At 74.1% G+C, this 12513-nt stretch carries 11 protein-coding genes and 1 riboswitch; of the genes, 9 read left to right on the top strand and 2 right to left on the bottom strand.

Translation table 11 applies throughout. The features are described from left to right. Positions 1–227 precede the first annotated feature (227 nt). The 3 genes from BI06_RS09805 to BI06_RS09795 all read left to right on the top strand — a co-directional run bounded on the left by BI06_RS09805 (position 228) and on the right by BI06_RS09795 (position 3789). The gene (locus tag BI06_RS09805) at positions 228–1385 is read left to right on the top strand and encodes a LacI family DNA-binding transcriptional regulator (protein ID WP_078879728.1); all 1158 of its coding nucleotides are present in this window, start codon (positions 228–230) and stop codon (positions 1383–1385) included. Positions 1386–1533: 148 nt separating this feature from the next. After that, positions 1534–2745, top strand: coding sequence for a metallophosphoesterase (locus BI06_RS09800; RefSeq protein WP_078879729.1), 1212 nt, complete (start codon positions 1534–1536; stop codon positions 2743–2745). A gap of 345 nt (positions 2746–3090) precedes the next feature. Continuing rightward, a complete protein-coding gene (locus BI06_RS09795; protein WP_051740599.1) occupies positions 3091–3789 on the top strand; it encodes a hypothetical protein in 699 nt (232 codons plus the stop codon). 18 nt (positions 3790–3807) lie between these two features. On the opposite strand, the gene BI06_RS09790 is transcribed toward BI06_RS09795, so the two are convergent. After that, positions 3808–4752 (bottom strand): LysR family transcriptional regulator, encoded by a 945-nt coding sequence (locus BI06_RS09790; protein ID WP_255360204.1) that lies wholly within the window; start codon positions 4750–4752, stop codon positions 3808–3810. A gap of 108 nt (positions 4753–4860) precedes the next feature. On the opposite strand from BI06_RS09790, the gene BI06_RS09785 reads away from it, so the two are divergent. After that, positions 4861–5253, top strand: coding sequence for a VOC family protein (locus BI06_RS09785; protein ID WP_043466997.1), 393 nt, complete (start codon positions 4861–4863; stop codon positions 5251–5253). A gap of 112 nt (positions 5254–5365) precedes the next feature. Here the strand turns inward: BI06_RS09785 and thiC are convergent, their stop codons facing one another. Next, a complete protein-coding gene (gene thiC / locus BI06_RS09780; RefSeq protein WP_043467608.1) occupies positions 5366–7138 on the bottom strand; it encodes a phosphomethylpyrimidine synthase ThiC in 1773 nt (590 codons plus the stop codon). A gap of 55 nt (positions 7139–7193) precedes the next feature. Continuing rightward, positions 7194–7328: riboswitch (TPP riboswitch) on the bottom strand. Positions 7329–7492: 164 nt separating this feature from the next. Between thiC and BI06_RS09775 the strand changes: the two genes are divergently transcribed. The 5 genes from BI06_RS09775 to BI06_RS09755 form a co-directional block, all read left to right on the top strand. Then, positions 7493–7699, top strand: coding sequence for a hypothetical protein (locus BI06_RS09775; protein WP_030392359.1), 207 nt, complete (start codon positions 7493–7495; stop codon positions 7697–7699). A 214-nt stretch (positions 7700–7913) separates the two neighbouring features. Beyond that, positions 7914–9470 carry a flotillin family protein gene (locus BI06_RS09770; protein WP_082558393.1) on the top strand — a complete coding sequence of 519 codons (1557 nt, stop codon included), beginning with the start codon at positions 7914–7916 and terminating at the stop codon, positions 9468–9470. A gap of 80 nt (positions 9471–9550) precedes the next feature. After that, complete coding sequence (locus tag BI06_RS09765; RefSeq protein WP_030392361.1) at positions 9551–10564, top strand: 3-oxoacyl-ACP synthase III family protein; 1014 nt, start codon at positions 9551–9553, stop codon at positions 10562–10564. Beyond that, positions 10561–11301 carry a glycosyltransferase family 2 protein gene (locus BI06_RS09760; RefSeq protein WP_043466994.1) on the top strand — a complete coding sequence of 247 codons (741 nt, stop codon included), beginning with the start codon at positions 10561–10563 and terminating at the stop codon, positions 11299–11301. Before BI06_RS09765 ends, BI06_RS09760 begins: the two co-directional genes overlap by 4 nt. Positions 11302–11371: 70 nt before the next feature. Continuing rightward, positions 11372–12513 (top strand): AMP-binding protein (locus BI06_RS09755; RefSeq protein ID WP_063794946.1); only part of this gene is annotated, 1142 nt, incomplete at its 3' end.

Here is a 12513-nt window from a genome sequence, read left to right as displayed (position 1 = left end):
GAACGATACCGATCGCACTCACCCGTAGGGGTGAGATGCCCGGTCGGGTTACAGACGCGGATCAGCCATTCTGCTGGGTTCCTTTGGCACATGTCAGAGGTAAACCAGCTGGTTTCGTACGGGGATCGAAGGGGCGCACACGGGCTCACTCACGGAGAAACGTATCTCCACAGGCTCCCAATGCGCCGGTCACAGACCCTTGTCAGGAGCCATACGATCGGTCCGCCATGACAGCAGCAGCCAACCAGAGCGGTCGGCGGCCCACCACCTCACGGCGTCTGGAGCGGGCCGGCATCCGGGATGTGGCAGCAGCCGCCGGAGTGTCGATCACCACCGTCTCCGACGCGCTGAACGGGAAGGGCCGCCTGCCCGACGAGACCAGAAGCCGGGTGCGCGAAGTCGCCGAGCGCCTCGGATACCGCCCCTCGGCGGCGGCCCGCACCCTGCGCACCGGACGGTCCGGCCTGATCGGGCTGACCGTCACGACCTACGGCGAAGAGCCGTTCACCTTCACCGAGTTCGCCTACTTCGCCGAGATGGCCAGGGCCGCCACCAGTGCCGCCCTGGGCCGCGGCTACGCCCTGGTGGTACTGCCCGCCTCGTCCCGGCACGACGTCTGGGGCAACATCGCCCTGGACGGCACCGTGGTGATCGACCCGCCCGACCAGGACCCGCTGGTCAGCGAGCTGTACCGGTCCGGCGTGCCGGTGGTCAGCGACGGCAAGCCGGGGAACTGCCCGGTCACCGCCTGGGTCGACAACGACCACGAGGCCGCCGTGCTCGGCATCCTCGACCACCTCTCCGAGGCCGGCGCCCGCCGGATCGGCCTGCTCACCGGCACCAGCACCGACACCTACACCCGGCTCTCCACCGAGGCCTACCTCGGCTGGTGCGCCAAGGTCGGCCAGGAGCCGGTCTACGAGACCTACCCCGCGCACGACCCGGCCGCCGGCGCCGTCGCCGCCGACCGGCTGCTCGCCCGCCCGGACCGGCCGGACGCCGTCTACGGCCTGTTCGACCCCAACGGCACCGACCTGCTCGCCGCCGCCCGGCGCTACGGCCTGCGGGTGCCGGACGACCTGCTGCTGGTCTGCTGCAGCGAGAGCGACGTCTACGCGACCACCGAGCCGCCCATCACCACCCTGTCGCTCAAGCCCCGGCGGATCGGCACCACCGTGGTGAACCTGCTGATCGACGCCATCGAGGGCGTGGACTCCGGCACCGGCGTGGACATCGCCCGGCTCTTCCCGCCCCGCTTCCGCACCGCCGGCACCGGTCCGCCGCCCGGCACCCTGATGCCGACCGAGCTCATCGTGCGCGCCTCCTCGCAACGGCGGAGCCCGCGCACCACGGTCAGCCCGCCCCGCCCGCCGGGTGAGGTGTGACGCCCGCGACCGCACCCCAGCCGGCTGTGGTCTGGACCATGCCGAGTCGGGACAAAACGGACCTGACGGACCGCCCGGCTGACGCTCCGGAGGATTGGATACCCACCAGGTGACGACGCCGGGAGAGTGGTCTTCCTATGATGGGCGAATGACACCCGAGGACCGCTTCCCCGGGCCTGAACACCCGGACTCAGGCCCACGCCACCAGCCGGACCTCGACGTGCTGCCGTACGGCACCTATTACGAACCGGACCCCAACGGGGGGTACTCCGCGACCGGCTACGAGGCCGAGACCTACAGCGGCTACGGCGGCGCCCGGTACCTCGAACAGCACTGGCCGGCCACCGGGCCCGATCAGGGCCACACCGTGCACGCCCAGAACGGCCCCCACGAGCAGGCCGGTTACGAGCCCACCCTGCCGGACCACCCCTCCCCCGCCCACGGCGGCCACCCGGGCCCGCAGAGCGACGACCCGCCGACCATCGAGCTCGGCCCCCCGCTCGCCGAACCCGGCCAGCCGTACCACCCGTACCCGGCCCCCGGCCCCGGCGAGCCCCCCGGCCCGCTCTACGTCGTCGGCGACGTGCACGGCTACCTCGACGAGCTCCGCACCGAGCTCCGCCACCAGGGCCTGATCGACGCCGACGGCCACTGGTCCGCCGGCCGGTCCCGGATCTGGTTCCTCGGCGACTTCACCGACCGGGGCCCCGACGGCATCGGCGTCATCGACCTGGTCATGCAGCTCGCCGCCGAGTCCGCGGCCGCCGGCGGCTACTGCCGGGCCCTGATGGGCAATCACGAACTGCTCTTCCTGGGCGCCGCCCGCTACGGCGACGAGCCCGTCCAGTCCACCGCCGGCACCGCCTCCTTCCTCGCCGCCTGGCGGCTCAACGGCGGACAGCAGAGCGACCTGGAGCGCCTGGAGGCGCACCACATCAGCTGGCTCTCCCGGCTCCCCGCCATCGCCCTGGAGGACGGCCACCTGCTGCTGCACTCCGACACCACCGCGTACCTGGAGTACGGCGAGTCCATCCCCGAGGTCAACGACGCCGTCCACGACCTGCTCGCGGACGAGGGCGTCGACGAGTGGTGGGACTGCTTCCGCCGGTTCACCAAGCGCTTCGCCTTCCGCGGCGACTCCGGCCCGACCGCCGTCCGCGAACTGCTGGACACCTACGGCGGCACGCGCGTCGTGCATGGCCACAGCCCGATCCCGTACCTCACCGGCGCGGTGCACGCCGACGACGGCATGCCGCCGCACGTCCCGGGCCCGTACGTCTACGCGGAGGACCTCGCCGTCGCCATGGACGGCGGGGTGACCATGGAGGGCCGGCTGCTGGTCTCCCGCCTGCCGATCTGAACCACCGGCGCGGCGACCCCGGGGCCGGACCGCACGCGGTCCGGCCCCTCCGCCGTGCCGGAACACCCTCCGCGTCCCGGAACACCCTCCGCCGCCCGGAAACAGCCTCGCCGCCCCGGAACACCCTCCGCCCACGGCAGGTGACGGACCGTCGATCGAACGCGCGTTCCCGGCGCCCGCGCGGTCGCGCACGCGCATCCAGGGGCGCGAAATTCCGGAAAGCCACTGTCGACCCGGCCGCACCCACCCCTACCATCGGGGACACACCACACCCGGCCGCCCCACCGGCGGCCCGACTCCGCGCCCCGCCCCGTGCACGTCGGGACGGAGAGCGCGGGGGTCCGCATGAACGGGGTCCCCATGAACGACGCCCCGCACCTGCTCGCCGAGGACCGCCCGGACTTCGAGCGCCTCCTCGACGCGGCACTGCGCGACGACACCCTCCGCACCGTCCTGCGCGCCCCCGGCGCGCCACCCTCCGACGACCTGCGCGCCCACGCGCTCGCCTCGGCCGACCGCGTCGCCGCCCCGGCGGCCACCGAGTACCAGCACTACCTGCGACTGCGCGAGAACCTCCGCGCCACCCCGCCCGCACCCGGCGAACCCGCCGCGCCCGGACTGCTCACCCAGCTGCGCTCGGCGAACGGCGGCGCCGGACTGCTCCCGGTGCTCACCGTCCTCACCCCGATCCTCGCCTGGACGGCCGCCCTGGTCCTGCTGCTGCTCGGCTACGCGCTGCGGGCCGCCGACGCGGACAGCGCCCTGGCCCGCTCCCTGCTCACCGCGGGGTGGCTCGCCCTCGCCGCCGGGGTGGCCGCGATGGCGGTCGGCATCGTCGGGCTGATCCTCACCGCCCTGCGCGACGGCTCGGCCCCGCCCACCGTCCCCTTCCCGCCGGGCACCGACCCCGAGCTCGCGGCCGAGCTCGACGACGCCCGGCGGGACTGGCAGCGCGCCCTGCGCGAGCGGGCGCTCGTCCCCCACCTCACCGCCGCCGCCCGGGCCGGCAGCGCCCCGGCCCTCACCGGGCCCGACGACAGCTGACCGGGACACTCCGCACGGTCAGGGCGCGGCCGACGCCGGGGCCGCTGCCGCCGAGCCGGCCGCCGATTCCGCCACCGAGTCGGCCGCCGCCCGGACGAACTCGCGGACCCGCTCCGTGGTGTTCCCCTCCCGCCAGACCGGACCGCGCTCGATCAGCGGGGCGTCCTCGATCGGCACATAGGCGAGGTCCGGACGCGGGTGGTACCGCAGCGAGAGCTCGCCGACCGGCAGCACGCCCCGGCCCAGCGCGACCAGTGTCAGCATCTCGGAGAAGGTCGCGCCGACCGGTCCGGGCTGCACCGGCCGCCCCGCCGGGGTCCGGTCCGGGGTGCGGTCCCGCTTGAAGGCCGCCGAGGTCACGGCCGGGTACTGCACCACCGGGTGGTCGCCCAGCACCTCCAGCGACACCGAGACAGCCCCCGCCAGCGGGTGCCCGGCCGCCACCGCGAGCACCCGGCGCTCGGTCATCAGCACCGGGCCGTTCGCCATCCCGTCGAACGGGAAGGCGGCGATCAGCACGTCCACCGAGCCGTCCAGCAGGCTGGACCGGGTGTTCGCCAGCTGGGCCTCGCGGACGTCCACCCGGCAGTCCGGGTGCCGCTCGTTGAACAGCGCGACCGCCCTGAGCAGCACCGGCGCCGTCCCCTCCCCGAGGAACGCCACCCGCAGCTCACCGGCGACACCCCGGTTCGCCTCGGCCGCCCGGCGCACCGCCGCCGTGATGCCGGCCACCAGCGGCGCCAGCTCCTCCGCCAGCCGCAGGCCCACCGGGGTGATCCGCACCGACCGGCTGGTGCGCTCGAACAGCGCACCCCCGAGCCGCCGTTCGAGCTGCCGCACCACCTGGCTCACCCGGCCGGTGCTGAGCCGCAGGCGTTCGGCGGCGCGGCCGAAGTGCAGCTCCTCCGCGAGCGTCAGGAAGACCTCGATCTCCACCCGTTCCAGCACGTCCGCCCCCTCCACCGTTTACTCCGCCTCAATGATCGTTGACCGATGCCGTCTTGATGACACCGGCCGCCTGGCGGATCGTGGAACACGTCACCGGCAGCACCCCTCCCGACTGGAGCCACCATGACCGCCATCCGTGTGAAGGCCTTCGACCACCTCGTGCTCAACGTCCGCGACATCGAGCGCTCGCTGGCGTTCTACGGCGGCCTGCTCGGCCTGGAGCCGGTCCGGGTCGAGGAGTGGCGCGCCGGCAAGGTCTCCTTCCCGTCCCTCCGGGTGACCCCCGAGACGATCATCGACCTGATGTCCCGCCCCCGCGGCGAGTCCAACGTCGACCACATCTGCCTCACCGTCGACCCCCTCGACTGGCAGCAGGTCATCGACGCCGGGATCTTCAAGGTCCTGGAGGGCCCCGTCCCCCGCTACGGCGCCCGCGGCAGCGCCACCTCCATCTACGTCCAGGACCCGGACGGCAACACCGTCGAGCTCCGCTGGTACCCGGAGGACGCGGCCTGACCGGCACCGCCCCCGGCCGGACGGCGGGCGCGGCAGCGCCGCACGCGAGCACGGGTGCGCCGGGCCGGGAGGCCCCCTCCACCCCCCGGTCCGGCGCACCCGTGCGACGTGCTCAGTCCGCCAGCGGCAGGTAGACCCGGTTGCCCTGGGCGGCGAACTCCGCCGACTTCTCGGCCATCCCGGCGAGCGCGTCGGCCCCGTAGCCGGACTCGACGGCGCTCGAACCGTCGCCGTGCTCCTCGCGGATCTTCTGGGAGATCTTCATCGAGCAGAACTTCGGACCGCACATGGAACAGAAGTGGGCGGTCTTCGCGGGCTCGGCGGGGAGGGTCTCGTCGTGGAACTCGCGGGCCGTCTCCGGGTCCAGGGCCAGGTTGAACTGGTCCTCCCAGCGGAACTCGAAGCGCGCGTCGGAGAGCGCGTCGTCCCAGGCCTGGGCGCCGGGGTGGCCCTTGGCCAGGTCCGCGGCGTGGGCGGCGATCTTGTAGGTGATGACGCCGGTCTTCACGTCGTCCCGGTTCGGCAGGCCCAGGTGCTCCTTGGGCGTGACGTAGCAGAGCATCGCGGTGCCCCACCAGGCGATCATCGCGGCGCCGATGCCCGAGGTGATGTGGTCGTAGCCGGGCGCGACATCGGTGGTGAGCGGGCCCAGGGTGTAGAACGGGGCCTCGTCGCAGATCTCCTTCTGGAGATCCATGTTCTCCTTGATCTTGTGCATCGGGACGTGGCCCGGGCCCTCGATCATCACCTGGACGTCCTTGGCGCGGGCGATCCGGCCCAGCTCGCCCAGGGTCTGCAGCTCGGCGAACTGCGCCTCGTCGTTGGCGTCCGCGATCGAGCCGGGGCGCAGGCCGTCACCCAGCGAGAAGGTGACGTCGTAGCGCGCGAGGATGTCGCAGAGCTCCTCGAAGTTGGTGTAGAGGAAGTTCTCCCGGTGGTGCGCCAGGCACCAGGCGGCCATGATCGAACCGCCGCGCGAGACGATGCCGGTCTTGCGGCGGGCGGTCATCGGCACGTAGCGCAGCAGCACGCCCGCGTGCACGGTCATGTAGTCGACGCCCTGCTCGCACTGCTCGATGACCGTGTCCCGGTAGACCTCCCAGCTGAGGTCCTCGGCCCGGCCGTCGACCTTCTCCAGTGCCTGGTAGAGCGGCACGGTGCCGATCGGCACGGGGGAGTTGCGCAGGATCCACTCACGGGTGGTGTGGATGTTGCGGCCGGTGGAGAGGTCCATGACGGTGTCGGCGCCCCAACGGGTGGCCCAGGTCATCTTCTCCACCTCCTCCTCGATCGAGGAGGTGACCGCGGAGTTGCCGATGTTGGCGTTGATCTTCACCAGGAAGTTGGTGCCGATGATCGCCGGCTCGACCTCGGGGTGGTTCACGTTGACCGGGATGACGGCGCGGCCGAGGGCCACCTCGTCCCGCACGTACTCGGGCGCCAGGCCCTCGCGCAGGGCCACGAACTCCATCTCGGGGGTCACGATGCCGCGCTTGGCGTAACCGAGCTGGGTGACCGCGACGTCGCCGCGGCCGCGCAGCGGACGGCGCGGGCGGCCGGGGAAGACCGCGTCGAGGTTGCGGAGGTTCCCGCCGCGCGGCGAGGTGTGCTTGATGCCGTCGTCCTCGGGGCGCGCCTCGCGCCCGTCGTACTCCTCGACGTCGCCGCGCTGGCGGATCCAGGAGTCCCGCAGCGCGGGCAGCCCGCGCCGGACGTCGGGCTCGTAGGCCGGGTCGGTGTACGGCCCGGAGGTGTCGTACAGCGGGACGGTCTTCTCGTTGGTCAGCACGACCTCGCGGTACGGCACGCGCAGGTCGGGACGGGACCCCTCGCGGTAGGCCTTGCGCCAGGCGGGGGTGGGGTAGCCGGTGCCGGCGCTGGTCACGGCGGCGCCGTGCCCGGACGGGGACTGGGCAGACTGCGGCTGTGCCTCAAAGGTGGTCAACGGACCTTCAACTCCCTACGCCGGCATTACCCGGTCAGGTTCCTGCGGTCGACGCAGCCTCCGGTCCGTCGTCCGACGTCCCGTTCAGCGCCCTCTCAGCCCGGTGCTCCGAGCTCCCGCGTCCGCAGGCGGTGTTGCCCGCGCATGACGTCCAACACCGTAGCGAGCCGACCGCCGGAGGTCCAGAGGGGGTCGGCGCGGGAGAACGGCGAGGTCCGGCGGGTGAACGGTGGGGCGCGGAGGCCTCCCGGCGGGCAGACTGGCTTCGGAGCCGACGAGTCGAGGGAGGCCGACGTGATCGGGAGCACGGGGCGGGTCACCGGAGCGGTGGGTGCCGGGCTGGTCGGCGAGGTGATGGTGCACGTCCCGGAGCGGCGGGGCGCCGAGGCGTTCCTCGCCTACCTGGCCGTGCCCGGGGACCGGCTGGTGGTGGGGACGCCGGTGGTGGTGATCGAGTACCAGCCGCCGCGGACGGTCTACGTGGCGCCGATCGGGCCCTGACGCCCGGCCGGCCGTCGGGCGCTCCGCCGGCCGGCCGGGTCGTCCACCCGTCGACCGGGTCGTCCACCGGTCGACCGGACGGCCTGTGACGATCCGCGGACCCTCCCGTGACGACCTTGTGACGGTGCGTCATGTCACTTCCCTTTCCCCGCGACCCACCCGGGCGGACAATCCATTTCGGCGCATCTCCTGCGCCGGAAGGGGGAGTTGAACCATGGGACTCGTCATCGCCGGGGCGGTCGCCGCGGCCGTGGTGGTCATGATCACGCTCTTCAAGCTCATGTGGCGGGTGGCCGAACCGAACGAGGCACTGATCATCTCCGGTTCCCGCCACCGCACCGAGGGGGTCGGTGACGGGCTGGGCTTCCGGATCGTCACCGGCCGGGGGACCCTCGTCACGCCGGGCCTGCAGGGCGTCCGGCGGCTCTCGCTGGACCTCAACGAGGCCGAACTGAACGTCGAGTGCGTCACCACGCAGGGCATCCCGGTCCGGGTCAAGGGCGTGGTCATCTTCAAGGTCGGCGACGACGACGTCTCCATCGCCAACGCCGCCCGCCGCTTCCTGGACCAGCAGAAACTGATCAGCCAGCGCGTCCACAACGTCTTCGCCGGACACCTGCGGTCGATCGTCGGCGGACTCACCGTCGAGGACATGATCCGCGACCGCGAGCGGCTCACCGGCGAGACCAGGGCCGCCTCCGGACTGGAGATGGAGAAGCTCGGGCTGATCATCGACACCCTGCAGATCCAGGAGATCATCGACCCGACCGGCTACATCAAGAACCTCGCCATCCCGCACGCCGCCGCCGTCCAGCGGGACGCCAGGATCGCCCAGGCCGCGGCGGACCGGGTCGCCACCGAGGCCGAACAGGAGGCCGCCGCCCGCAAGGCCGAGGCCACCCGCAACAGCGAGATCCAACAGGCCTCCTACCAGGCCGAGATGGACACCGCGACGGCCCGCGCCCGGCAGGCCGGACCGCTCGCCGACGCCGCCTCCCGGCAGGAGGTGGTGGTCCAGGAGACCCGGGTCGCCGAACTGGAGGCACGGCGCAAGGAGCAGCAGCTCCAGATCGACGTGCGCAAGCCCGCCGACGCCCGCGCCTACGACACCCGCACCACCGCCGAGGCGGCCCGCGACGCCCGGATCTCCGCCGCCCAGGCGCAGGCCCAGGAGACCGAACTGGCGGCCGCCGCCGAGGCCGGCCGGGTGCGGATCGCCGCCGAGGCCGACGCCGATGCCACCCGGGTGCGCGGACTGGCGCAGGCCGAGGCGACCACGGCCACCGGGCGGGCCGAGGCCGCCTCGGTCGAGGCCCGCGGCCTGGCCGACGCCGCCTCCGCCCGGGCGGTCGCGCTGGCCAGGGCCGAGGGCATCAAGGCCCGGGCCGCCGCCCTCGCCGAGAACCAGGAGGCGGTGGTGGCCCAGGAGTTGGCCGAGCAGTGGCCGCAGATCGTGCGGGCCGCGGCCGAGTCCTTCGGCAATGTGGAGCACATGGTGCTGCTCAACGGCGCCGACGGGATGGGCGAGCTGTTCGCCAAGGCGCTCGCGATGGGCGGCACCGGGCTCGGGCTGGCCCGGCAGCTGCTGTCCACCGTCGGCCCGGACGGCGCTCCCGGCGCTGCCGCTCCCGCGGCGGGAGCTCCTGCGGCCGGTGCTCCCGCGGCCGCGGCAACGGTCTCCGTCCCGGTACCGGTGGACGCCGTGCCGGCCGGATTCCTCCCCCGCGACGGCGCGGACCGTCGCGGGGACGAGGAGCCCGAGCAGGACTGACCCGGTCCGAGTAGCCCGGCGGCGCCCGCCTGAGTACCCGTACTCAGGCGGGCGCCGCCCGTCCGCCGCACGATGGGGCCATGCACCCAGCAGCCACCGCGCGGATCGGCATCACCGCCGTCGGATCCCAGCTCCCCGCCCGCCGACTGACCTCCCGGCAGCTCCAGGACGAGATCACCGCCGGCGGCCGGCTGCGCCTGCCGGAGCGGACCTTCGAGAAGGCCACCGGCATCGTCACCCGGCACTTCGCGGCCGACGGCGAGTACGCCTCCACCCTCGCCCTCGGCGCCGCCCGGCGCGCCCTGGACAGCCGCGGCCTGGACCCGCTGGACATCGACCTGCTGCTGTTCGCCTCGGCCACCCGGGATGTCGCCGAACCGGCCACCGCGCATCTGGTGCAGTCCGAACTCGGCTCGCGGGCACACGCGTTGGACGTCAGCAACGCCTGCAACAGCTTCCTCAACGGGATCGACCTGGCCCGTTCGACGATCCTGGCCGGCCGGGCCCGGCGGGCCCTGGTGGTCACCGGCGAGACGCCCAGCCGGGCGATGCGGCGGGACCCCGGCGGGGCTGAGGAGTTCCGCGCGGGCTTCGCCGGCTACACCTTCGGCGACGCGGGCGCCGCCGTCGTGGTCGAGGCGGTGGAGCGCGGCGGCATCCTCGACGTGGAGACCGAGACCGCCTCCGAGCACTGGCGGACCGGCGGCATCCCGGGCGGCGGCTCGCGCCACCCGCGCGGCGACGAGTACAGCTACTTCCGCGGCGGCGGCACCGAGTTGCGCGGCGTCTTCGAGAAGATCGGCCTGGACATCCTGACCCGGGTGGCCGCCCGCACCGGCCTCGGCTGGGAGGACTACGCCCGGGTGCTGGTGCACCAGGTGACCGTCCCCTACCTGGAGCGCTTCGTGGAGGCCACCGGGGTGCCGGAGGAGAAGCTGGTGGTGACGGTGCCCGAGCTCGGCAATGTCGCCAGCGCCACGATCGGGATCCAACTCGACCGAATACACGAGGAGTTGGACCCTGGCGACAAGGTACTGATGCTGGGCCTCGGCGGCGGCGTGAGCCTGATGGCGATGGTCTGGGAGGCGTCGTGACCGCGCTCTGGGTGGTCGTCCCCGCCTACCGGGAGGAGGCCAGGATCACCGCCACCCTGAACGCCCTCGCCGCCCAGCGGGACCTGGAGTTCACCCTCCTGGTCGCCGACAACGGCTCCACCGACGGCACCGTCGGGGCCGTCCGCGCCTTCGCCGCCCGGGCACCCTTCCCGGTCGAGGTGCTGGTCGAGCCGGAGAAGGGCGTCGGCTCGGCGGTCGACACCGCGTTCCGGCACGCCATCGCGCGCGGCGCCACCCTGATCGCCCGCACCGACGCCGACTGCCTGCCCGCCCCCGGCTGGACCGCCGCCGCCCGGGCCGCGCTGGTCGACGGCGGCGGACTGGTCTGCGGCCGGGTCACCGCCCGCCGGGACGAGCACGGACCGGCCGGACGCGCCGTCTTCCTGGTCCTGGTCGCACTCGGCGCGTTCTTCGGCCGGATCCGGCCCGCGCACCACCGTCGGCACGGCTACCTCACGCCGTACCGGATGCACGCGGGCAACAACATGGCGATCACCGCCGAGCTGTACCTGGCGGTCGGCGGCATGCCGCGCCGCCCCTCGCCCACCGACCGGCTGTTCATCAACCGCGTCCGCCGGCACACCACCGCGATCACGCACCGCCGCGACATGGTGGTGCAGAACTCCACCCGCCGGATCCGCGCCTACGGGGTGCTCGGCACCGCCCGCTGGTACCTCGAACGCGGGCCCGGCACCCGCGCCGTCGACGTCCGCTGACCGCTGACCGCTGACCGCTGACCGCTGACCGCCCGAAGCTCACCACCCGCCGCAAACCCGAGGACACCCCGTGCTCGACCGGCTCGCCCACGACCTGCGCACCCGGCACCCCGACCGCCCCGCCGTCCTGACCCACACCCGGCTCGGCGGCACCCGCGTCCGGATCCATCGGGGCGAACTCGCCGCCCTCGCCGACACCTACGCCGTCGCCCTGAACGCCCGCGGCCTCGGCGAGGACACCACCCTCGGCCTCGCCCTGCGCCCCGGCCCGCGCGCGCTCGCCGTCATGCTCGCCGCGCACCGGCTCGGCCTGCGCATCGCCGTCCTCGACCCGACCGCGGGCCCCGACGTCCTGGCCGCCCGGCTCGCGCTGGCCCGCCCGGACCTGGTCCTCGCCGACGCCGCCGCCCAGGCGGTGGCCGGCTGGGCCCGGCCGCTGGCCCGCCGCGCCGACCTCGCCCTGCCCCCGCTGGAGGTGCTCGGCCCGGTCGCCACCCTCGGCCGCCGACTGCCCGGCTGCGCACCCCGGCTGCGGGTCGGACGCTTCGGCGCGTCGGTGCCGAGCATCCCCGGCTCCGACGCACCCGCGCGCGACACCGACGCCGTCATCGTCTTCACCTCCGGCACCACCGCCCGCCCGCGCGCCGTGGTGCACTCCCGGGGCGGTCTGGCCGCCGGTCTGCGCACCGTCGGCGAACTGGTCGACCCGCGCCCCGGCTCCGTCGTCCTGGGCGGCACCTTCTTCGTGCTCGTCCCCGCATTGAGCGCCGGGGCCGCGGTCGCCCTGCCGGCCCGCGAACCGGCCGCGCTGGCCCGCCAGCTCGCCCGGCTCACCCCCGCCCACACCTACCTCACCCCGCCCCAGCTGCGCGCCGCGCTCGGCGCCGGGGCCCGGTTCACCGGCCGGGTCTGGACCGGCTCGGCACCCGCCGACGCCACCCTGCTCCGCCGGGTCAAGCAGGCCGGGGCGGAACAGGCCTGGGGCGTCTACGCGCTCACCGAGCTGTTCCCGGCGGCCGCCGTCGAGGAGGCCGAGAAGAGCGCCTTCACCGGGCCCGGCGACCTGGTCGGCACACCGCTGCCGGGTGTGCGCACCTCGCTCGCGCCGGACGGCGAACTGCTGCTCGGCGGCCCGGGCGCCCGGCACCGCTACCTCGGCGAGGAGCCCGACCCCTGGGTGCGCACCGGCGACCTCGCCACGCTCGACCCGGA

It is taken from the genome of Kitasatospora sp. MBT66 (assembly GCF_000710405.2).
GTDB lineage: Bacteria > Actinomycetota > Actinomycetes > Streptomycetales > Streptomycetaceae > Kitasatospora > Kitasatospora purpeofusca.
Note: the sequence above shows the minus strand (reverse complement) of the source record. Positions and strands in the feature narration are given on the sequence as shown.

Bases quoted from the DNA above. Each gene is read 5' to 3' on its own strand.
- BI06_RS09805 (WP_078879728.1), top strand. From the start codon at position 228: ATGACAGCAGCAGCCAACCAGAGCGGTCGGCGGCCCACCACCTCACGG.
- BI06_RS09800 (WP_078879729.1), top strand. From the start codon at position 1,534: ATGACACCCGAGGACCGCTTCCCCGGGCCTGAACACCCGGACTCAGGC.
- BI06_RS09795 (WP_051740599.1), top strand. From the start codon at position 3,091: ATGAACGGGGTCCCCATGAACGACGCCCCGCACCTGCTCGCCGAGGAC.
- BI06_RS09785 (WP_043466997.1), top strand. From the start codon at position 4,861: ATGACCGCCATCCGTGTGAAGGCCTTCGACCACCTCGTGCTCAACGTC.
- BI06_RS09770 (WP_082558393.1), top strand. From the start codon at position 7,914: ATGGGACTCGTCATCGCCGGGGCGGTCGCCGCGGCCGTGGTGGTCATG.
- BI06_RS09765 (WP_030392361.1), top strand. From the start codon at position 9,551: ATGCACCCAGCAGCCACCGCGCGGATCGGCATCACCGCCGTCGGATCC.